We start from the raw sequence: 20,725 nt of genomic DNA on the forward strand, positions 1-20,725 counted from the left end.
ATGAATCCGAAAGTTGCTCGAGTTGCTGTTCTCGGTGCCGGCGGCATCAGTGCAGGGGCGCATCTTCCTGCAATCGCGGGCCTCGCGGACAGGGTCGAGCTGGTGGGTATCGTCGAGCCCGATCCGGAACGTCGCGCTCGTGCGGCGGAAACCTACCCGACAGCCCGGGTGTACGCCGACGCTGCGGACATGCTGAAAGAGGAATCTCCCGACCTGGTGCACGTCGCGACGCCGCCGCACACTCACGAGAAGCTCGCCATCCAGGTTCTCGAGGCGGGCTCGTGGGCCTACTGCGAGAAGCCGCTCGCCGGCTCGCTCGCCGCGGTGGACCGCATCATCGAGGCCGAGCGTGCAACCGGGCAGTGGTGCGTGACCGTCTCGCAGTTCCGCTATGCCGGTGGCTCGCAGGAGATCCGCGAGGGGCTCTCGACCGAGCGGTGGGGCCGGCCTCTGGTCGGCACGGCCCGCACGGTCTGGTACCGGCACCCTTCCTACTGGGACATCCCCTGGCGGGGAAAGCGGGAGACCGAGTTCGCGGGCGCGACGACGAGCCAGGCGATTCACGCGATCGATCTGCTCATGTGGCTGATGGGTGGCGACTGGGACGTTGTCGGCTCGTTCGTCGACACGCTGTCACGGCCCATCGAGGTCGAGGATGCGAGCGTCGCCATCGTGCGGATGAAGTCCGGTGCGCTCGCGAACCTGGTGTCGACCGTTCTCAGTCACGACCAGCGCACCATGGTGGAAGTTCTCGCAGAAGGCGCCGCACTCGAACTCAACACCGTCTACTACCCGCGTGTTGAGGAGTGGACTGTCACGACGATGGGCTCCGACGGAGTGCAAGCCGTCCACGACGACTGGACGCCCCCACAGGAGTACGTCGCCCCACACCAAGCCCAGCTGTCGTCGATTCTCGACCACTGGTCACGGGGGGTGAAGCCGGAGCTGACCGCGGCCGACGCACGCAACACCATTGAGCTGCTGACGGCGCTCTACAAGTCGGCCACTACGGGGCAGTTCGTGCAGCGCGGAACGATCGTTCCGGGCGACGCGTTCTACGACGCACTGGATGCCGGTGCTGATCAGAGGGTCACCACCCGATGATGACGAGCACGCGCTCCGACGGCAACATCTCCGTCGTCGTCGACGGAGTCGCCATCGCCCGGTATGTGACTCACCCCGACGTGCCGGCGATGCAGACGCCGAAGCCCTACGTGCACCCGCTGACGACGCGCGCAGGGCACGTGGTGACCGACTTCGCCCCGGACGACCACCTGTGGCACCACGGCTTGTTTTTCGGTGTTCCGCTGGTCGCCGATGCGAATCTCTGGGGAGGATGGACCTACTTCGGCCCCGAACGCGGGTATGAGCTCGTCGAGAACCAGGGATCCATCCGGCAGCGTGGCGATGCTGTCGTCGAGCAAGGCGCTGACCGTCTCTCCGTCGCGTCGACCCTCGATTGGGTCGGGCAGGAGGGGGAGCCTCTGCTGACCGAATCACGGCAGCTCGAGTTCGTCGCTCCGGAGGCCACCGGATGGTGGCAGCTCTCGTGGATCTCGACCCTCACGAACCCGGAGCGCGACAGCGTGTCGTTGGAAACGCCCGCTCAGGGGGGTCGGCCGGATGGCGGCTATGGCGGACTCTTCTTCCGAGGTGCTCCCGGCCTTGTCACGAACCGCATCCTGGGCAAAGACGGCCCGGTCGACGACTCCGGTGTCGACTCGCCGTGGCTGGTCGTGCACCTCACGGCGAACGACGGCTCCCTCGTGACCCTCGGCTGTGCCACCGATCAGGCGGAGCGGTCGCGCTGGATCATTCGCGGCGGCAACTTCTCGGGCTTCGGGTGGGCCTTCCTCTACGATAACGGCCTCACGCTCGGAAAAGGTGAGTCTGTGCAGCTCGGGCACCGCCTCGTCGTTGCCGACGGACACGTGTCGGCGGACGACATCGTGCCGCTCCTCACCCGCGCCTGAACGAGCCGGCCCCGGCGGGCGTCGACCCTCAGTTCTCGGGGGTCGCGTCCGCCGATGCCGCGCCCAGCGCCGCCTCGGCGAGCGCGGCAGCAGTGTCGAGGTCGCGCATCCAGAGCGGCACCGCCGCGGCGGCGATGCCGTCCGCGCGCAGTCCGGCGACGAGCGACTCGTCGGCCTCGTCGACCAGCCAGGCGTCGAGCAGGCCACCAGCGGCTCGGGGGCCGTAGTGCCGGGCGACCGCACCGGCATCCGTCGCCACCCCGATCGTCGTGAGGCAGGCGTCGGCCATGCCGCGCACCGCGGCCCCCGCGATGATCGGCGAGACGCCCACGATCGGGGCACGGCCGGTCGCCGACGCCGAGCCGGCGGAGAGCACCGCGTCGCGCATGCCCGGGATGCCCAGGATCGTGCCGATGGACACGACCGGGTTCGAGGGGGCCACGAGCACGACATCAGCCGTTGCGAGCGCCGCGAGCGCGCCGGGGGAGGGCGCCGCTGCGGCGACGCCGCGCTGCTCGAACCGCAGGGCGGGCACCTGGGCGCGGTAGCGCGTCCACCACTCCTGGAAGTGCAGGTCTTCTTTGGCGCCCGTGTCTGACGCCACCCAGACGTGCGTGTCGATCTCGTGATCGGTCGCGGGGTGCAGGCGCACGCCGCCGAGATCCCAGCGCTCCTGCAGGCGTGCGACGACCTGCGACGGCGTGAACCCCGCGCGCAGCCACGCCGACCGCGCGATGTGGGTGCCGAGATCGAGATCGCCGAGCGTGAACCAGTCGGGCGTCACGCCGTAGGCCTGCAGCTCGGCCGATACGCGTTCGCTCTCGCCGACGCGGCCCCAGCCGCGCACCTCGTCGTTCTGCCCCGAGAGCGTGTAGAGCATCGAGTCGAGGTCGGGCGTGATGCGCAGGCCCGCGAGCCACCAGTCGTCGCCCGTGTTCACGACGACGTCGATCGTCGACTCGGGGTGCCACCAGCGCACTGCCTCCCGCAGTCCGCGCACGAACCGCGCGCCTCCGACCCCGCCCGCGAGCACCACGATCCTCATACCGCCCACGCTAGCGCCGTCGACTCCTGCTCATATGTGCGAGCGGGTGTACCGATGCGCACCTGCGCCCTAGGCTTTACTCACGCGTCACTGGGCGAAACGAGCCGGAAACGCTCGAAGCGCACACTGGCCCCAGTTCAAAGAGGAAAAGGGGAACCACCCATGACCACCATCCGCGCCGCCATCACCCAGACCACCTGGACGGGCGACAAGGAATCGATGATCGCCAAGCACGAGCAGTTCGCGCGCGATGCCGCCGCCGACGGAGCTCAGATCATCTGCTTCCAAGAGCTCTTCTACGGGCCGTACTTCGGCATCATCGAAGACGCGAAGTACTACGACTACGCAGAGCCCGCCGACGGCCCCATCGTGCAGCGCTTCGCGACGCTCGCGAAAGAACTGAAGCTGGTCATGGTCCTCCCCATCTACGAAGAGGACATGCCGGGCGTGTACTACAACACCGCCGTGGTGGTGGATGCTGACGGCACGATCCTCGGCAAGTACCGCAAGCACCACATCCCGAACCTCGACCGGTTCTGGGAGAAGTTCTACTTCCGCCCCGGCAACCTTGGCTACCCCGTGTTCGACACGGCCGTGGGCAAGGTCGGCGTGTACATCTGCTACGACCGGCACTTCCCCGAAGGATGGCGCGAGCTCGGCCTCAACGGCGCCGAGCTGGTGTTTAACCCGAGCGCGACCAAGCCCGGCCTCTCGAACCGTCTGTGGGAGCTCGAGCAGCCCGCCGCGGCGGCCGCGAACCAGTACTTCATCGGTGCGAACAACCGCATCGGCACCGAGAGCGACGAGTTCGGCGACCTCGCCGTGACCTTCTACGGCTCGAGCTACTTCGTCGACCCGCGCGGCAACTATGTCGGCGAGGTCGCGAGCCAAGACCAGACCGAGATCGTCATCCGCGACCTCGACATGGGGCTGATTCGCGAGGTGCGCAACAACTGGCAGTTCTACCGCGATCGCCGGCCCGAGTCGTACACCGCGACGGTGAAGCCCTAAGGAGGCCCGGCCATGACCACCACCCTCATCTCCGGCGGCACGGTCGTCTCCGCCACGGGCCGCGGCGCGGCCGATGTGCTCGTCGACGGCGAGACCATCGTCGCCGTGCTCGCACCCGGCTCGACTCTGCTCGGGCACGACCTGGCCGCATCCGTCGACACCGTCATCGACGCCACGGGCAAGTATGTGATTCCCGGCGGCATCGACGCGCACACCCACATGGAGCTGCCGTTCGGCGGCACCGCCGCGATCGACACCTTCGAGACCGGCACGATCGCCGCAGCCTGGGGCGGCACGACGAGCATCATCGACTTCGCCGTGCAGACCGCGGGCCAGAAGGTGTTCGACGGCCTCGCCGCCTGGCACGAGAAGGCCGGCGGCAACTGCGCGATCGACTACGGGTTCCACCAGATCGTCGGCGGCGTCGACGACGACTCGCTCGCCGCACTGCCGAAGCTCATCGACGAGGGCATCACGAGCTACAAGATGTTCATGGCCTACCCGGGCGTTTTCTACGCCGATGACGCGCAGATTCTGCGCGCGATGCAGGTGGCCGCCGAGCACGGTCTCATGACGATGATGCACGCCGAGAACGGCCCCGCGATCGACGTGCTCGTCGCGCAGCTTCTCGCCAAGGGCAAGACCGACCCGTACTACCACGGCGTCGCGCGCGCCTGGCAGATGGAGGAGGAGGCGACCCACCGGGCGATCATGCTCGCGAACCTCACCGGCGCCCCGCTCTACGTCGTGCACGTGAGCGCCAAGCAGGCGGTCGAGCAGCTCGCCGCCGCGCGCGACATCGGCCAGAACGTGTTCGGCGAGACGTGCCCGCAGTACCTCTACCTGTCGCTCGAAGAGCAGCTCGGGGCGGTCAGCGAGAAGTACGGCGCCTTCGAGGGAGCCAAGTGGGTGTGCTCGACGCCGCTGCGTTCGCGCGCCGAAGGCCACCAGGACCACATGTGGCAGAGCCTGCGCACGAACGACATCCAGATGGTCTCGACCGACCACTGCCCGTTCTGCATGAAAGACCAGAAAGAGCTGGGCCTGGGCGACTTCTCGAAGATCCCCAACGGCATCGGCTCGGTCGAGCACCGCATGGACCTCATGTATCAGGGCGTCGTCACCGGGCAGATCACGCTCGAGCGCTGGGTCGAGATCACGAGCACCACGCCCGCGCGCATGTTCGGGCTGTACGGCAAGAAGGGCGTCATCGCGCCCGGGGCCGACGCCGACATCGTCGTCTACGACCCGAACGGCCACACCTCGATCGGCATGCCCGTCGACGAGAACGGCACGCCGACCGGTCGCAAGCACCACATGAACATGGACCACGCGGCGTGGGAGGGCTTCGAGATCGACGGGAAGGTCGACACGGTCATCTCGCGCGGCTCGGTCGTCATCCAGAACGATCAGTTCCACGGTCGGGCCGGGCACGGGCAGTACCTGCGCCGCGGCCTGAGCCAGTACCTGGTCTGAGATCCGGCGAACGAAGAGAAGAGCATCCATGGATTTCGGAGCAGTACTTCAGACCAACCCGCCCGCGAGCCGCACGGTGCACCTCGCCAAGCTGGCTGAGCAGTACGGGTTCAGCCACGTGTGGACCTTCGACAGCCACATCCTGTGGCAGGAGCCCTACGTGATCTACTCGGCGATCCTCGCGCAGACGCACCGCGTGAAGGTCGGCCCCTTCGTGACGAACCCGGCCACGCGCGACTGGACGGTCACGGCGAGCGTCTTCGCGACGCTCAACGAGATGTACGGCAACCGCACGATCGTCGGCATCGGCCGAGGCGACTCGGCGGTGCGGGTGACGAACGGCAAGCCGACGACGCTCGCGTCGCTGCGCGAGTCGATCCACGTCATCCGCGAGCTCGGCAACTCGCGCGCGGTCGAGTACAACGGCGCCACCCTGCAGTTCCCGTGGAGCCACGGCAGCGAACTCGAGGTGTGGGTGGCGGCGTACGGCCCGCTCGCGCTCAAGCTCACGGGCGAGGTCGGCGACGGCTTCATCCTGCAGCTCGCCGATCTCGACATCGCCAAGTGGATGATCGAGACCGTGCGCACCGCGGCCGACAACGCCGGGCGCGACCCGATGAGCATCAAGTTCTGCGTCGCGGCGCCCATGTACATCGGCACCGACTGGGATCACATGCGTAACCAGACCCGCTGGTTCGGCGGCATGGTCGGCAACCACGTCGCCGACATCGTCGCGAAGCACGGCGATTCGACCGACGTGCCGCGGGCGCTCACGGACTACATCGCTGGGCGCCAGGGCTACGACTACAACACCCACGGCAAGGCCGGCAACGACCACGTCGACTTCGTGCCCGACGAGATCGTCGACCGCTTCTGCGTGCTCGGTGATGCGAAAGACCACATCGAGAAGCTCGAGGCGCTGCGCGACCTCGGAGTCGACCAGTTCGCCGGCTACCTCCAGCACGACAACAAGGAGGAGACGCTGCGGGTCTACGGTGAGCACGTGATCCCCGCCCTGAACGGCAACAAGCAGGCCAAGGTATGACCGACGCCGCCACCCTGCTGGCCCCGCCCCGACGGCGGCGGGCCAGCCGGGGTGCGCGGCTGAGGGCGGCCGGGTACGGACTGCTCGGCATCGTCGCGCTCGCGGCGCTGTGGGAGCTCTACAAGTGGCTCGGCCCCGTCGACGGGCTCGTCGTCGGCGATGTGCGGGTGCTGCCGCGCACGAGCGATCTGGCGATGCCGCACGTGTGGGACATGGTGGCCCGGCTGTTCGAGCCGGTCACACGAGCCGAGGGCGCGCGCGTGCTGTGGCTCGAGATCGTGCTCGCGGCCGGTCTCACGCTCGGCATCGCCGCGGCCGGCTGGGTGGTCGGCGTCGTCGTCGGCATGGCGTTCGCCCTCATCATGCAGCGCTGGATGCTCGCCGAGTCGGCCCTGCTGCCGTGGATCGTGCTCAGCCAGACCGTGCCGCTCATCGCCTTCGCGCCGCTCGTGAAGAGCTGGGGCTCGCGCATCGAGATCGGGGCGTTCGAGTGGCAGGACTGGATGAGCGTCGCCGTCATCGCGAGCTACCTGGCGTTCTTCCCCGTCGCCGTCGGCGCACTCAAGGGCTTGCAAGCGCCTGATCGCCTGCACCTCGAGCTCATGCACACGTACTCGGCCGGATGGTGGCCGACGATGCTGCACCTGCGGCTCCCCTCGGCCGTTCCGTACCTGCTACCCGCGCTACGGCTGGCGGCCGCCAACGCCGTGGTGGGGGCCGTCGTCGCCGAGGTGTCGACGGGGTTGCAGGGCGGCATCGGGCGGCTGGTCATCCAGTACGCCGGTCAGGCCAGCGGAGACCCCGCGAAGGCCTGGGCGCCCATCTTCGGCGCGATCGCCCTCGGGCTCATCGCCGCCGGCTCGGTGGCCCTGCTGGGGCTGCTCGTGAAGGACTACCGCCGCACCGAAGGAGAATCATGACCAACGCGGTCACCGTCTCGGCCGTCGACAAGGTCTTCGACACGAAGAAGGGCCAGGTCGTCGCGCTCAGCGCCGTCGACCTCGCGGTCGCGCCGGGGGAGTTCGTCTCGCTCATCGGGCCTTCAGGATGCGGCAAGAGCACGCTGCTGCGCCTCATCGCCGACCTCGAGACGCCGAGCGCCGGCACGGTCGAGGTCTTCGGCACCAGCGCCCACCAGGCGCGCGTCGACCAGCGCTACGGCATCGCCTTCCAACAGGCGGGTCTGCTGCCCTGGCGCACGGTCGCGGCCAACATCGCGCTGCCGCTCGAGCTCAGCGGCATGGCGCGGCCAGACGTGCGGTCGCGAGTCGATGAGCTCATCGCCCTCGTGGGCCTCGGCGACTTCGGCGACCGTTTTCCCGACCAGCTCTCCGGCGGCATGCAGCAGCGCGTCGCGATCGCGCGGGCCCTCGCGAAGAAGCCCGAGCTGCTGCTCATGGACGAGCCGTTCGGCGCGCTCGACGAGATGACGCGCGAGTACATGCAGACCGAGCTGCTGCGCATCGCCGCCGAGACAGGCGCCGCGGTGGTCTTCGTCACGCACTCGATCCCCGAGGCGGTGTATCTCAGCGACCGCGTCGTCGTGATGTCGCCGCGGCCGGGTCGCATCGCCGAGGTCGTGCCGATGTCGCTCGGCAGCACGGGCAGCCGCGCCGACGATCTGCGGGAGGACGGCAGCTTCTTCGAGATGATCACGGCCGTGCGCGAGGCTCTGCACGGCGGCGGCGGGGTCACCGCCGCCCCGCGCGGAGTCGAGAACCGCTGATGTCGACGGCTGCGCGCACGCGCCCCTCACCAGGCCCGCGGGGCCGCACCGCGAGCGTCGGCCCGCTGGGCCGCAGGGCGAACGTCGGCCCGCTGGGCCGCACACCAAGCACAGCCGAGCGCGCGATCGCGCCCGTCGTGCTCGGCATCGTCGTCATCGGCACGTGGCAGCTGCTCGCCGGCAGCGGGCTCGTCGAGGCCTACCTGCTGCCGAGCCCGGCGGCGATCATCGCCGAGATCGTCGAGTTCTGGCCGTCGATGCTGAGCGCGGGCGCCATCACGGGCCTCAACGCACTCGTGGGCCTCGTGACCGGCTCGCTGCTCGGCGTCATCGCGGCGCTCATCGCCTCGACCAGTCGACTGGTCGACGGGATGCTCGCTCCCGTCGTCGCCGCCCTCGCGGTCATCCCGATTGTGGCTCTCGCCCCCGTGCTCAACACCATGTTCGGCGCCGATTCGCAGACCGGGCGGCAGCTCATCGCGAGCCTCGCGGCCTTCGTGCCCGTCTTCATCACGACGGCGCGCGGGCTGCGGCAGACCCAGCCGGTGCATCGCGAGCTCATGACGAGCTTCGCGGCGACGCCGTGGCAGGTCATGCGCACCATCACCCTGCCGACGGCGGTGCCGTACACCTTCACGGGCATCCGGCTCGCCTCGTCGCTCGCCGTCATCTCCGCGCTCGTCGCCGAGTACTTCGGTGGCCCGCGCGGCGGCCTTGGCGGGCTCATCTCGACCTCGGCGGCCTCGAGCGCGTATCCGCGCGCCTGGGCGTACGTCGTCGCCGCCATCGTGCTGGGGCTGGCCTTCTACTTGGTCACCCTCGCTCTGGAACGTTGGGCTTCGCGTCGACGATGACGTGACCCCGCACCCGTCCCCGCGCACCATCGGGGCCGACCGGCACCATCCCCGCACCGTCCCGAACACCGAAAGGACACAGCACATGATGAACCGCACCCGTCGCTTCGCGACGTTCAGCGCGATCGGCCTCACCGCTGCGCTCGCGCTCTCCGCCTGCTCCGCTCCCGCCGACGAGGGAGGCGCCGACGCGCCCGATGAGCTCACGCCCATCACGCTGCAGCTGCAGTGGCTGCCCCAGGGCCAGTTCGCGGGCTACTTCGCCGCGCAGGAGCAGGGGTACTTCGAAGAGGCCGGCCTCGACGTCGAGATCATCCCCAGTGGCGGCGACATCGTGCCGCAGGATGCCCTCGCCAACGGCGATGTCGACTACGCGATCGCCTGGGTGCCGAAGGTGCTCGGCTCGATCGAGGCCGGCGCCAACGTCACCAACATCGCGCAGATCTTCCAGCGCTCCGGCACGCTGCAGGTGGCGTGGGCCGACAGCGGCATCGAGTCGGTCGCCGACTTCGAGGGCAAGAAGATCGGCTCGTGGGGCTTCGGCAACGAGTGGGAGATCTTCGCGGCCATGGCCGCCGAAGGCCTCGACTCCACCACGGTCGAGATCATCACGCAAGACTTCAATATGAACGCCTTCCTCGCGGGCGACATCGACGCGGCCCAGGCGATGACGTACAACGAGTACGCGCAGGTGCTCGAGTCGGTCAACCCCGACACGGGTGAGCTGTACACGCCGGAGGATCTCAACGTCATCAGCTACGAAGACACCGTGGGCGCCATGCTGCAAGACGCGATCTGGGCCGACACCGAGCGCCTCGAGAGCGACACCGAGTACCAGGAGACGACCGTCGCCTTCTTGAAGGCCGTCATCAAGGGCTGGGTCTACGCGGCCGAGAACCCCGAAGAGGCCGCGCAGATCACGATCGACGCGGGCTCCGGCTGGGGCCCGAGCCACGAGCTGTGGATGGTCAACGAGACCAACAAGCTCATCTGGCCGGCTCCGAACGGCATCGGCTACATCGACCCCGACGCGTTCGCCGCGACGGTGGCCGCCGCGCTGAGCGCCGTCAACGAGACGGGTGCGAGCCTCATCACGGCTGAGCCCCCCGCGACGGCCTACACGAACGAGTGGATCGAGCGCGCGCTCGCCGAGCTCGCGGAGGAGGGCGTCGACACGACGGGCGAGGGCTTCTCGCCCATCGACGTCGAGTTGATGGAGGGCGGCAACTAGCCGCTGCTGACCGCTGAGGCGGCGGGATGCTCGCACCGGGCATCCCGCCGCCTCTCAGCGTCTCTGCCGCACGATGGGGCCATGACTCCTGACGCGACCCGCGACGCGGGGCTCGCCCGGCTCGCCGACTTCGTTCCGCGTGCCGGTCGTGCCTACGCCGCCGAGCGCAACACCGACCGCGGCCCGCAGGATCGCACGAATGTGTCGACCCTCTCGCCCTGGGTGCGGCACCGCCTCGTGACCGAGCGCGAGGTCGTCGAGGCCGTGCTCGAGCGGCACTCGCTCGATGCGGCGGGCAAGTTCGTGCAGGAGGTCTACTGGCGCACCTACTGGAAGGGCTGGCTCGAGCTGCGCCCGAGCGTGTGGGCGCGGTACACGGCGAGCGTGGCACCGGCGCTCGACGCTCTGAGCGCCGCCGAGCGCGCGACCTACGACGACGCGATCGCGGGCCGAACGGGCATCGAGGGCTTCGACGACTGGGCGCGCGAACTCGTCGAGCTCGGCTACCTGCACAACCACGCGCGCATGTGGTTCGCGAGCATCTGGATCTTCACGCTGCGCCTGCCCTGGCAGCTCGGCGCCGACTTCTTCCTGCGCCACCTGCTCGACGGCGACCCGGCCTCGAACACGCTCAGCTGGCGATGGGTAGCGGGCCTGCAGACGGTCGGCAAGACCTACCTCGCGACGACGCAGAACATCGCGTTCGCCACGGAGGGGCGGTTCCGCCCGCGCGGGCTCGCGGCTGTCGCGCCCGCGGTGGAGGACGACGCGCCGCTCCCGACCCCCGGCCCGGCGCCGCGGCCCGAGCCGCTGCCGAGCGGCTGCGTCGCCCTGCTGCTGCACGAGGACGACCTGCACGCCGAGAGCTTCGAGCCGATGCTGAGCGCCGCCGGCGCCGAGGTCGTCGCGGTCGCGAGCCCGACGGCGGGGGAGGGCCGGTCGACCCTCGCCGATCCCACGGCCCCACTTGTCGCGGGATTCACCGCAACCGCGCTCGCCGACGGCCGCACGCGGGCCGGCGCGCACTACGCGGCCGAGGCCAGCCCGCTCGACGGACTCACGGCATCCGCGATTCTGCCGTGGCTGCGCGCGCACGACGCGACGGGGCTCGTGACGCCGTACGCGCCCGTCGGGCCGGTGCGCGACCGCCTCGACGGCCTTGAGCGCGACCTCGCCGCGGAGGGCATCGCAGTCTCGCGCATCCTGCGATCGTGGGATGCCCGCGCCTGGCCGCACGCGACCCGCGGGTTCTTCCCGTTCCGCGAGAAGATTCCTGCACTTCTGCGCGATGAGCAGATCGGTGCCGAGCGACGATAATGGCGGTACTCCCGTTCCTTCGACTCAAGGACTGATATCCATGACCGACACTTTGAACCGGTCACACACCTCCGCCCCCGCGTTCGACCCCGCCGATGGTGTGCGGGCCTACGACCTCGATCGCGAGTACGTCTTCCACTCGTGGAGCGCGCAGGGGGCGTTGAAGCCCTTCGTCGTCGCGGGCGCCGCCGGCTGCGACGTCTACACCTACGACGGCGAGACCTACCTCGACTTCTCGAGCCAGCTCGTGAACACCAACATCGGCCACTCGCACCCGAAGGTCGTCGAGGCTATTCAGCGCCAGGCGGCCCAGCTCGCGACGGTCGCGCCCTCGCACGCGGCCCTCGTGCGCGGCGAAGCGGCGCACCGCATCGTCGAGAAGGCCGGGCCCGGCTTCAGCAAGGTGTTCTTCACCAACGGCGGCGCCGACGCCATCGAGAACGCCATCCGCATGGCGCGCCTCACGACGCACAAGCACAAGGTGCTCTCGACCTACCGCAGCTACCACGGCAACACGGGCGCCGCGATCGCGGCGACGGGCGACTGGCGCCGCATGCCCAATGAGTACGCCTACGGCCACGTGCACTTCTTCGGCCCCTTCACGTACCGCAGCGAGTTCTATTCCGAGTCACCGGAGCAGGAGTGCGAGCGCGCCCTGCGCCACCTCGAGCGCACGATCGTCGCCGAGGGCCCCGGCACCATCGCGGCCATCCTGCTCGAGTCGGTGCCCGGCACGGCGGGCATCTTCGCGCCGCCGGTCGGCTACCTCGAAGGCGTGCGCGCGATCGCCGACAAGTACGGCATCGTCTGGATCGCCGACGAGGTCATGGCCGGCTTCGGCCGCACGGGCGACTGGTTCGCCTGGCAGAACGAGACGATCAACCCGAACCGCGCCACCCCCGACCTCATCGCCTTCGCGAAGGGTGTCAACTCGGGCTACGTGCCCGTGGGCGGCGTCGTCATGAGCCCGAGCATCGCCGCGGCCTTCGACGAGCGCGTCTTCCCGGGTGGACTCACCTACAGCGGTCATCCGCTCGCCGCGGCCTCGATCGTCGCCTCGATCGATGCGATGACCGAGGAGGGCATCGTCGAGAACGCGAAGATGATCGGCGAGCAGCACCTCGGCCCCGCCCTGCGCGCCCTCGCCGAGAAGCACCCGATGATCGGCGATGTGCGCGGCCTCGGCGTGTTCTGGGCGCTCGACCTCGTGACCGATCGCGCCACGCGCGAGCCCGTCGGCGCCGATGTCATCAACCGGCTGAAGGCCGAGCTCATGGCCCGCAAGGTGCTGCCCTTCGCGGCCGACAACCGCATCCACGTCGTGCCGCCGTGCATCGTGACTCCCGAGCAAGTCGCAGTCGCCATGCAGGCGTATGACGGCGCTTTCACGGCGGTTGCGCAGAACTAGCCGCCTACGGTGAGACCGGCCGCGAGCATCCCGAGCGATCGGGCGACGGATGCTCGCGGCCGTTCCTCTGCCCACGACGGCCTCGCCGACGGTCTCGCCGACGGTGGAGGCCTCGACCGCCGGTAGGATGGAGCGCTATGCCTACCCCGTCGAACCCCTATCGCGTGAATGTTCGCGACCTCGTGCACCGCCCCGGCGAGATGCGCGAGAAGCAGCTCACCTTCGCCGTGCCCGAGCAGCTGGGCGCCGCTGCGGTGGTCGTGCCCGAGGGCACCGAGCTCGAGCTCGACCTGCGGCTCGAGGGCCTGCACGACGGAATCCTGGTCTCGGCCGACGTTCGCACGACCGCGTTCGGGGAGTGCGTGCGCTGCCTCGACCCCGTCGTCATCCCCGTCGAAGTCGAATTCCAGGAGCTTTTCGCGTATTCTCAAGACGAGGCGTACGACTACCTGGTTCACGATGATCACGTGGATTGTGAACCGGTGGTGAGAGACGCCGTCGTGCTGTCGCTCCCGTTCCAGCCGGTGTGCCGCGAGGATTGCCCTGGTCTCGACCCCGAGACCGGTGAGCGCCTGGCAGATGCCGGCCCGCGGGAGCCTCGCGAGGTCATCGATCCTCGCTGGGCGGTGCTCGAAGGCCTGGCCCTTGAGCACGACGAGAGCCGCAAGCACAACGAGAACACCGGGACCACGAGCTAGGGCGCTCGCCCACCCACGAACCTCACCGTCACGCGCGCGCGTGCCGGCCTGACAGAGAGAAGAACCACCATGGCTGTTCCCAAGCGGAAGATGTCGCGCTCCAACACGAACTCGCGTCGCTCGCAGTGGAAGGCGTCTGTGCCGACCCTCGTGAAGACCGTCGAGAACGGCAAGGTCGTCTACAGCCTTCCCCACCGCGCCAAGGTGGTCGAGGACTCGGCCGGCACGCCCCTGTACATGGAGTACAAGGGCCGCAAGGTCGCCGACGTTTGATATCGCTGTCGGCATGATGCCGTCAGATGATCGCAGCGCCCTCGAGCGCGCCCTCGGGGTGACGATCGAGCCTGAGCTGCTCGAGCTCGCTCTCACGCACCGCTCGTGGGCGTACGAGCACGGCGGTGCGGCGACGAACGAGCGCCTGGAGTTTCTCGGCGACTCGATCCTCGGGCAGGCCGTCACGGTCATGCTCTACACGACCTACCCCGACCTGACCGAGGGTGATCTCGCCAAGCGGCGCGCATCGCTCGTGTCATCGGTCGCACTCGCCGAGGTCGCTCGCGCTATCGGGCTCGGCGAGCACCTCAAGCTCGGCAAAGGCGAAGAACTGACGGGCGGGCGCGAGAAGTCGTCGATTCTCGCCGACACGGTCGAGGCGCTCATCGGCGCCGCCTACCTCGATCTCGGTGGCGAGGTCGCCACCGACCTGGTGCTGCGCCTCATCGACCCGCTGCTCTCCGACCCCGACCGCTTCGGTGCCGCCATGGATCCGAAGACCTCGCTGCAAGAGCTCGCGGCGCACCTGGGTCTCGGCCTGCCCGTCTACGCGATCAGCGATGACGGCCCCGACCACTCGAAGGTCTTCACCGCGACCGTGCTGCTCGCCGACGAGCCCATCGCGACGGGCGAAGGCACGAGCAAGAAGCAGGCCGAGATGGCCGCCGCACTCGAGGCGTGCGTCGTGCTGCAGTCACGGCGCTGAGATCCGGTACTGAGCCGTGCCCGAGCTTCCCGAGGTCGAGGTCGTGCGTCACGGCCTGCAGCCCGCCGTCTCCGGCGCGACGATCGACGCTGTCGAGGTGCTCGACGAGCGCTCGCTCAAGCGCCACGACGGCCCGGCCGAAGACTTCGTCGAACGCCTGACCGGCGCCCGATTGCGCGGCGCGGTGCGGCGCGGCAAGTTCCTCTGGCTGCCGATCGACAGGGCGGCGGATGCCCCTGCCCAGGCTCTCGTCGCCCACCTCGGCATGAGCGGGCAGGTGCTGCTGCGCGACCCGTCGGCGGAGGCCGCGGCGCTCACGCGCATCCGGTTCGCGCTGACGCATCCGGTGCACGGCCCGCTGCGGGTCGACTTCGTCGATCAGCGCATCTTCGGCTCGATGGCGGTGGACGAGCTGCTGCCGACGCGCGACGGCGCGGCGGCCGGGTACGGGCTGCCGCTCGCGAGCATCCCGAGCCAGGTCGCCCACATCGCGCGCGACCCGCTCGATCCGGCGTTCGATGAGCGGCTGTTCCTGCGCCGGCTCGCCGCCAAGCGCACCACCATCAAGCGTGCCCTGCTCGATCAGACCCTCATCAGCGGCATCGGCAACATCTACGCCGACGAGTCGCTCTGGGCGGCGCGCGTGCACTACGACCAGCCGACCGAGACGCTGTCGACGCGCAAGGCGCGCGAGCTGCTCGCGGAGGTGCGCATCGTGCTGCGACGCGCGCTCGAGGAGGGCGGCACGAGCTTCGATGCGCAGTACGTCAACGTCAACGGCGCCTCGGGGTACTTCAGCCACTCCCTGCGCGCCTACGGTCAGCAGGGTCAGCCGTGCGCCCGGTGCGAGCGGCTCATCGTGCGCGAGCAGTTCATGAACCGCGGCTCGCACTTCTGCCCGCGCTGCCAGCGCATCCGCTGACGCGGCGGCGCTGCCGCGCATCCGCTGACGCGGCGGCGCTGCCGCGCATCCGCTGACGCGGCCCTCAGCCCGCCAGGTCTTTGCGCCACGCTCCCTCGTAGACGAACGGCACGAACCCGAGCGCCTCGTTGACCGCGAGCATGTGCCGGTTCTCCTCGGCGTTGTAGGTGATGATCGAGGGATGCCCGGGCGACACCCGCTCGAGCCACAGCACGTTCGCGGCCTTCAGCAGCATGCCGAGCCGGTGCCCGCGGTGCTCCCGCAGCACGATCGTGTCCTCCTGGTCGACCGAGCGCTCGACCTCGGCGGGCACCGTCATCTCGGTGAACCCGACAAGCGCGCCCGAGGGGAGGTGCTCGACCGCCGCGACGACCGAGGTGCGGGGGCTCTCCGCCTCCTTCGCCTCGTCCTCGAGCAGCCGGTCGACCGTCCACGGGTCCTCGGGCTCCTCGAGCCCTGCCGTCGGAGCGTCGGTGCTCATGCGGGTGAGCAGGTGCGCGATGCCCTCGCGCCACTCGGGCGGGGTCGGCCCCGCCCACGTGTGCACGCGGTAGTCGGGCCCGGCGGCCGCGAGTGCGCTGTCGTGGGCCTCCTGCAGCACGCCGCTCTCGAGCGGCAGCGCGAGCCGACTGCCGCGCTCCACCTGCTCGAGCGTGTAGCCGAGACCCTGCAGCAGGCGCACCTCCGGGGTTCCCGCCGGCACTGAGCCGAAGCCGGTGGGGGAGGGGATCCGGATTCCGCCGGTCTTCCACGAGGGCGCGTAGACGATCGCGCGGATCTTGCCCTCGCTCAGCGCGATGGACTCGAGGTGCCGGGCGAGAACTTCTCCGACGCCGTGGCCCCGGGCATCCCGCAGCACCTCCGCCATGAGCCAGACGGTGTCGGCGGCCTCCTCGGTGCGGGTCTCGTAGACAGCGCGGGCCACGAGGCGGCCGTCGAGGCGGCCGGCGAACATGCGCTTGGGCTCGAAGGTGGTCTTCTGCCAGCCCGGCAGCAGCTCGGCCGCGGTGTAGCTGAGGTCGTCGGTTCCGGAGTCGTCGCTCCACACGGTGTTGCGCACGTCGACGCACGCGAGGAACTCGGCCGCGTCGGGCGCATCGAGCGACGCGGGTATGACGACTTCGGTCACGGTGATGTGGGTCACGAGGGTTCCTCCTGGTGGTGGCCAGCCCGCCAGACTAGCCCCGCGCGAACCGATACGGTAGCCCTGACCGGTTTGCGCACCGCTCCGGTCGACACCCACGACCGTGCCGAGAGGGGGCAGCGCGTGCACCTCAAGAGCCTCACCATCAAGGGCTTCAAGTCGTTCGCGCAGCCGACCACCTTTCAGTTCGAGACGGGTGTCACCTGCATCGTCGGGCCCAACGGCTCGGGCAAGTCGAACGTCGTCGACGCCCTCGCCTGGGTCATGGGCGAACAGGGAGCCAAGACCCTGCGCGGCGGCAAGATGGAAGACGTCATCTTCGCGGGCACGACCACGCGCGGGCCGCTCGGCCGCGCTGAGGTGCAGCTGACGATCGACAACTCCGACGGCGCCCTGCCGATCGAGTACAGCGAAGTGACCATCTCGCGCACGCTGTTCCGCAACGGCGGCAGCGAGTACGCCATCAATGGCACGGCCTGCCGCCTGCTCGACGTGCAAGAGCTGCTGAGCGACTCCGGGCTCGGGCGCGAGATGCACGTCATCGTCGGGCAGGGCCAGCTCGATGCGGTGCTGCACGCGAGCCCCGATGACCGGCGCGGCTTCATCGAAGAGGCGGCGGGCATTCTCAAGCACCGCCGCCGCAAAGAGAAGACCGTGCGCAAGCTCGAGGCCATGCAGGCCAACCTGACGCGCTTGAGCGACCTCGCAGGAGAGATCCGCCGGCAGTTGACCCCTCTGGGGCGCCAGGCCGAGATCGCGCGCGAAGCGCAGACCATCGCGGCGATCGTGCGGGATGCCCGGGCCCGCCTCCTGGCCGACGAGGTCGTCGCTCTGCGCACCGCGCTCGCCGATCACGCCCGCAGCGAGAGCGAGCGCACGAGCGAGCGCATCGTCGTGCAGAGCCAGCTCGATCAGACCCGCCTGCGCGTGCAACGCATCGAGTCTCAGCAGGTGGGTGACGCGGTCGACGACGCTCGCCGCGTCGCCTTCGAGCTCGAGCAGGTGCAGGAGCGCGTGCGCAGCCTCGCGAGCCTCACGCAGCAGAAGCTCACCCTGCTGAGCCAGCAGGCCGAGCTTCCGGGCATGTCGACGACGATCACGCAGACGCAGGTCGATGAGGCGCGCGCCGAGGCCGTCGCACTGCGCGAGGGAGTGGCCGTCGCCGAGGAGCTCGTCGGCGAGGTCGCCGCCCGCACGGCGACCGCGCGTGCCACCCTCGACGCCCTCGACGACGAGATCGCGGCGCAGAGCGCCCTCGTCTCGCAGCACGACCTGCAGCTCGCGGCGCTCGCCAGTCGCGTCGATGTCGCGCGCTCGACGCTCGCCGCCGCGCGCGGCGAGCTGCTGCGCCAGCAGAATGCTCTCGAGGCCGCCGTCGTGCGGCAGGAGGCCACGCGCGCTGAGCTCGCGGCCTTGCCGGCGCTCGACGACGGCGACGGCACCGAGGTGTCGCGCGCGCTCGACGCGGCGCTCGCCGAAGCCGACGACCGCGTCGCCTCTCTGAACGCACGCATCGACCACGACCGCGATGCGCTGCACGCCCTCGAGCGCGAGCGCGACGCCCTCGCCGCCCGGGTGAGCGCACTGTCGCAGGCCATCGACTCGGGCGACGGCGCCACCGGGCTCGTGGGCTCCGCGGGCATCCGTGGTCTCGTGAGCGACCACCTGCAGGTGCGCGCTGGCTTCGAGGCTGCCATCGCCGCGGCGCTCGGCACGCTCGCCGAGGCCGCACTCGCCGACGACCTCGACGCGGGCCTGCGGGCGCTCGAGCGCGCGCACGCCGCCGACGCCGGCCGTGTCGATGTCGTGCTCGCGGAGGTCTCGGGGCGGGCATCCACGCCCCTGACGGCCGTCGCGGGGCTCACGGCCGCCGCTGACGTCGTCACCGCGCCCGCCGGCGTGCTCAGCCTGATCGCCCGCACCTTCATCGCCGATGACCTCGATGCCGCGCGCGCCGCGTGGCCCGCCGTGGCGGCGCTCGACGGTGCGGATGCGATCAGCGTCGTCACCCGCGCCGGCGACGTGCTGACGCGCTCGGTGCTGCGCGGCGGCTCCGGTGCGGGGCGCAGCCGCCTCGAGCTCGCCGCCGAGCGCGACGCCGCGTCCACCGCCCTCACCGAGGTGTCGACGGGCATCGAACGTGCTCGCGGTGCCCTCGATGAGACCCGCGCGGCCCTCGCCGCCGCGAAGCAGGCGGCCACCGATGCCCTCGCCGCGGTGCGCGATCAGGATGCTCAGCGCGCCGCCCGCAGCGAGCAGGTCTCGCGCGCGCGGGCGCAGGCCGAGGCCGCAGAGGCCGAGGCCGCCCGGCTCGCGTCCGGCGTGGATTCTGCCCAGGAGTCGGTGCGCGAGGCCGAGTCGGGGGTCGAGCGGGCGCAGGCCGAGCACGAGGAGTTCGCCGCGCGCCCGCGGCCCATGCTCGACGCCTCGGCGCGCGACGCGCTGCTCGCCGACCTCGAGGCGGCTCGTGCGGCCGAGCTCGAGCGCCGCATCGAGCTCGAGACGGCGCGCGAGCGGGTGCGGGCGGCCGTCGAGTCGGCCGAGCTGCTCGAGAAGCGCCGGGTCGCTGAGAAGGCCGCCGCTGATGAGGCCGCGCGCCGCGCCGTGCTGCGGCAGCGCCAGGTGCGGCAGGCGACCTCGGTCGCGGCCGCACTGCCCGCTGTGCAGGCGTCGATCGACCGCTCGGTCGCCGAGGCCCGTGTGGCCCTGGCCCAGCGCGAGAGCGAGCGGGCGGCGCAGAACGACGAGCTGCTCGAGCTGCGGCGCACGGAGGCCTCGCTGCGCGAGCGCCTCGCGGCGATCACCGAGGGCGTGCACGGTCTCGAGCTGCAGATCTACGAGAAGAAGCTGCACCTCGCGCAGCTGCTCGAGCGCGCGGGTGACGAGCTCGGGCTGGTCGAAGAGGTGCTCGTGGCCGAGTACGGCCCCGACGTTCCCGTGCCCGACGACGACGCGCTCACCGAGGCCGCTCGTGCCGTGGCCGATGCCATCGCGGCCGAGGCCGCCGCGCGCGTCGACCCCGACCCGGATGCGCCCGCGTTCGATCCGACCTCCGACGAGGAGGCCGCGCGGGTGGCCGAGATCGTCGCGCAGGCCGCCGCGCACCCGTTCGCGGTTCAGGAAGGCGCGGGTGCAGACGCCTCAGTTCGGCGTGTCGGCGGGGCCGAGGGCGGCGGCGACAGTGATCTTCCTGATCCGCGGACCGAACCCACCGGCAAGCCCTTCGACCGCAGCGAGCAGCAGGCGCGACTCGCGCGCGCCGAGCGCAAGCTCAGCCAGCTCGGACGCGTCAACCCGCTCGCGCTCGAGGAGTTCGCGGCGCTCGAGCAGCGCCACAAGTTCCTCACCGAGCAGCTGACCGACCTGGCGAACACGCGGCGCGACCTGCTGACGATCATCGACGAGGTCGACGCGACGATGCAGACGATCTTCGCGGCCGCGTTCGCCGACACGCAGGCGGCGTTCGACGTCGTCTTCCCGATCCTCTTCCCGGGCGGCACCGGCAGCCTGACGCTCACCGACCCCGAGAACATGCTCACGACGGGCATCGAGGTGACGGTCAAGCCCGCGGGCAAGAAGATCGAGCGCCTGAGCCTGCTGAGCGGCGGCGAGCGGTCGCTCGCGGCGGTCGCGCTGCTCATCGCGATCTTCAAGGCCCGGCCGAGCCCGTTCTACATCATGGACGAGGTCGAAGCCGCCCTCGACGATGCCAACCTCGGTCGCCTGCTGACGATCTTCCGCGACCTGCGCCAGAGCTCGCAGCTCATCATCATCACGCACCAGAAGCGCACGATGGAGATCGCGGATGCCCTCTACGGCGTGAGTATGCGGCAGGACGGCGTGAGCGCCGTCGTCGGGCAGCGCGTGCAGGCGCCCGACGAGCGTGCGAGCTGAGC

The 20,725-nt window shown here is 70.2% G+C and carries 18 protein-coding genes; 16 read left to right on the forward strand and 2 right to left on the reverse strand.

The window, feature by feature from the left end:
- Positions 1-1,104 carry a Gfo/Idh/MocA family protein gene (locus ACTIE9_RS00330; RefSeq protein ID WP_439563582.1) on the forward strand — a complete coding sequence of 368 codons (1,104 nt, stop codon included), beginning with the start codon at positions 1-3 and terminating at the stop codon, positions 1,102-1,104.
- Entirely contained in the window at positions 1,101-1,973 is an 873-nt protein-coding gene (locus ACTIE9_RS00335; protein ID WP_439563583.1) for a DUF6807 family protein, read from the forward strand. The genes ACTIE9_RS00330 and ACTIE9_RS00335 overlap by 4 nt, the downstream gene beginning before the upstream one ends.
- 28 nt (positions 1,974-2,001) lie before the next feature.
- Here the strand turns inward: ACTIE9_RS00335 and cofD are convergent, their stop codons facing one another.
- Entirely contained in the window at positions 2,002-3,018 is a 1,017-nt protein-coding gene (gene cofD / locus ACTIE9_RS00340) for a 2-phospho-L-lactate transferase (RefSeq protein WP_439563584.1), read from the reverse strand.
- Positions 3,019-3,180: 162 nt separating this feature from the next.
- On the opposite strand from cofD, the gene ACTIE9_RS00345 reads away from it, so the two are divergent.
- The 13 genes from ACTIE9_RS00345 (at position 3,181) to mutM (ending at position 15,685) form a co-directional block, all read left to right on the forward strand.
- Positions 3,181-4,029 (forward strand): nitrilase-related carbon-nitrogen hydrolase, encoded by an 849-nt coding sequence (locus ACTIE9_RS00345; protein WP_439563585.1) that lies wholly within the window; start codon positions 3,181-3,183, stop codon positions 4,027-4,029.
- Between the two features lie 12 nt (positions 4,030-4,041).
- Positions 4,042-5,505, forward strand: a complete 1,464-nt coding sequence (gene hydA / locus ACTIE9_RS00350; protein ID WP_439563586.1) for a dihydropyrimidinase — start codon at positions 4,042-4,044, stop codon at positions 5,503-5,505.
- Positions 5,506-5,533: 28 nt separating this feature from the next.
- Complete coding sequence (locus tag ACTIE9_RS00355; protein WP_439563587.1) at positions 5,534-6,550, forward strand: TIGR03842 family LLM class F420-dependent oxidoreductase; 1,017 nt, start codon at positions 5,534-5,536, stop codon at positions 6,548-6,550.
- The gene (locus tag ACTIE9_RS00360; RefSeq protein WP_439563588.1) at positions 6,547-7,470 is read left to right on the forward strand and encodes an ABC transporter permease; all 924 of its coding nucleotides are present in this window, start codon (positions 6,547-6,549) and stop codon (positions 7,468-7,470) included. Before ACTIE9_RS00355 ends, ACTIE9_RS00360 begins: the two co-directional genes overlap by 4 nt.
- Positions 7,467-8,276 (forward strand): ABC transporter ATP-binding protein, encoded by an 810-nt coding sequence (locus ACTIE9_RS00365; protein WP_439563589.1) that lies wholly within the window; start codon positions 7,467-7,469, stop codon positions 8,274-8,276. Before ACTIE9_RS00360 ends, ACTIE9_RS00365 begins: the two co-directional genes overlap by 4 nt.
- Positions 8,276-9,130: an ABC transporter permease gene (locus ACTIE9_RS00370; protein ID WP_439563590.1), complete on the forward strand. Its 855-nt coding sequence runs from the start codon at positions 8,276-8,278 to the stop codon at positions 9,128-9,130. The genes ACTIE9_RS00365 and ACTIE9_RS00370 overlap by 1 nt, the downstream gene beginning before the upstream one ends.
- Before the next feature lie 85 nt (positions 9,131-9,215).
- On the forward strand, positions 9,216-10,361 hold the full coding sequence (locus tag ACTIE9_RS00375; RefSeq protein ID WP_439563591.1) for an ABC transporter substrate-binding protein: 1,146 nt from the start codon (positions 9,216-9,218) through the stop codon (positions 10,359-10,361).
- Between the two features lie 81 nt (positions 10,362-10,442).
- The gene (locus tag ACTIE9_RS00380; protein ID WP_439563592.1) at positions 10,443-11,678 is read left to right on the forward strand and encodes an FAD-binding domain-containing protein; all 1,236 of its coding nucleotides are present in this window, start codon (positions 10,443-10,445) and stop codon (positions 11,676-11,678) included.
- A 40-nt stretch (positions 11,679-11,718) separates the two neighbouring features.
- The gene (locus ACTIE9_RS00385; protein WP_439563593.1) at positions 11,719-13,086 is read left to right on the forward strand and encodes an aspartate aminotransferase family protein; all 1,368 of its coding nucleotides are present in this window, start codon (positions 11,719-11,721) and stop codon (positions 13,084-13,086) included.
- 137 nt (positions 13,087-13,223) lie between these two features.
- Positions 13,224-13,784: a YceD family protein gene (locus ACTIE9_RS00390; RefSeq protein ID WP_439563594.1), complete on the forward strand. Its 561-nt coding sequence runs from the start codon at positions 13,224-13,226 to the stop codon at positions 13,782-13,784.
- A 69-nt stretch (positions 13,785-13,853) separates the two neighbouring features.
- Positions 13,854-14,057 (forward strand): 50S ribosomal protein L32, encoded by a 204-nt coding sequence (gene rpmF / locus ACTIE9_RS00395; RefSeq protein WP_255159904.1) that lies wholly within the window; start codon positions 13,854-13,856, stop codon positions 14,055-14,057.
- A gap of 13 nt (positions 14,058-14,070) precedes the next feature.
- Positions 14,071-14,763 carry a ribonuclease III gene (gene rnc / locus ACTIE9_RS00400; RefSeq protein ID WP_439563595.1) on the forward strand — a complete coding sequence of 231 codons (693 nt, stop codon included), beginning with the start codon at positions 14,071-14,073 and terminating at the stop codon, positions 14,761-14,763.
- 16 nt (positions 14,764-14,779) lie between these two features.
- Positions 14,780-15,685 carry a bifunctional DNA-formamidopyrimidine glycosylase/DNA-(apurinic or apyrimidinic site) lyase gene (gene mutM, locus ACTIE9_RS00405; RefSeq protein ID WP_439563596.1) on the forward strand — a complete coding sequence of 302 codons (906 nt, stop codon included), beginning with the start codon at positions 14,780-14,782 and terminating at the stop codon, positions 15,683-15,685.
- A 64-nt stretch (positions 15,686-15,749) separates the two neighbouring features.
- On the opposite strand, the gene ACTIE9_RS00410 is transcribed toward mutM, so the two are convergent.
- Positions 15,750-16,829, reverse strand: coding sequence for a GNAT family N-acetyltransferase (locus tag ACTIE9_RS00410; RefSeq protein WP_439563597.1), 1,080 nt, complete (start codon positions 16,827-16,829; stop codon positions 15,750-15,752).
- A 123-nt stretch (positions 16,830-16,952) separates the two neighbouring features.
- On the opposite strand from ACTIE9_RS00410, the gene ACTIE9_RS00415 reads away from it, so the two are divergent.
- Positions 16,953-20,723, forward strand: a complete 3,771-nt coding sequence (locus ACTIE9_RS00415) for a chromosome segregation SMC family protein (RefSeq protein ID WP_439563727.1) — start codon at positions 16,953-16,955, stop codon at positions 20,721-20,723.
- Positions 20,724-20,725 lie beyond the last annotated feature (2 nt).

Source organism: Microcella sp., from assembly GCF_051860105.1.
Lineage (GTDB): Bacteria > Actinomycetota > Actinomycetes > Actinomycetales > Microbacteriaceae > Microcella.

Coding starts and splice junctions, on each gene's coding strand:
- ACTIE9_RS00355 (WP_439563587.1), top strand. CDS start 5,534: ATGGATTTCGGAGCAGTACTTCAGACCAACCCGCCCGCGAGCCGCACG.
- cofD (WP_439563584.1), bottom strand. CDS start 3,018: ATGAGGATCGTGGTGCTCGCGGGCGGGGTCGGAGGCGCGCGGTTCGTG.
- ACTIE9_RS00375 (WP_439563591.1), top strand. CDS start 9,216: ATGATGAACCGCACCCGTCGCTTCGCGACGTTCAGCGCGATCGGCCTC.
- rnc (WP_439563595.1), top strand. CDS start 14,071: ATGATGCCGTCAGATGATCGCAGCGCCCTCGAGCGCGCCCTCGGGGTG.
- ACTIE9_RS00365 (WP_439563589.1), top strand. CDS start 7,467: ATGACCAACGCGGTCACCGTCTCGGCCGTCGACAAGGTCTTCGACACG.
- ACTIE9_RS00380 (WP_439563592.1), top strand. CDS start 10,443: ATGACTCCTGACGCGACCCGCGACGCGGGGCTCGCCCGGCTCGCCGAC.
- hydA (WP_439563586.1), top strand. CDS start 4,042: ATGACCACCACCCTCATCTCCGGCGGCACGGTCGTCTCCGCCACGGGC.
- ACTIE9_RS00385 (WP_439563593.1), top strand. CDS start 11,719: ATGACCGACACTTTGAACCGGTCACACACCTCCGCCCCCGCGTTCGAC.
- ACTIE9_RS00345 (WP_439563585.1), top strand. CDS start 3,181: ATGACCACCATCCGCGCCGCCATCACCCAGACCACCTGGACGGGCGAC.
- ACTIE9_RS00335 (WP_439563583.1), top strand. CDS start 1,101: ATGATGACGAGCACGCGCTCCGACGGCAACATCTCCGTCGTCGTCGAC.
- ACTIE9_RS00360 (WP_439563588.1), top strand. CDS start 6,547: ATGACCGACGCCGCCACCCTGCTGGCCCCGCCCCGACGGCGGCGGGCC.
- ACTIE9_RS00390 (WP_439563594.1), top strand. CDS start 13,224: ATGCCTACCCCGTCGAACCCCTATCGCGTGAATGTTCGCGACCTCGTG.
- ACTIE9_RS00370 (WP_439563590.1), top strand. CDS start 8,276: ATGTCGACGGCTGCGCGCACGCGCCCCTCACCAGGCCCGCGGGGCCGC.
- rpmF (WP_255159904.1), top strand. CDS start 13,854: ATGGCTGTTCCCAAGCGGAAGATGTCGCGCTCCAACACGAACTCGCGT.
- ACTIE9_RS00330 (WP_439563582.1), top strand. CDS start 1: ATGAATCCGAAAGTTGCTCGAGTTGCTGTTCTCGGTGCCGGCGGCATC.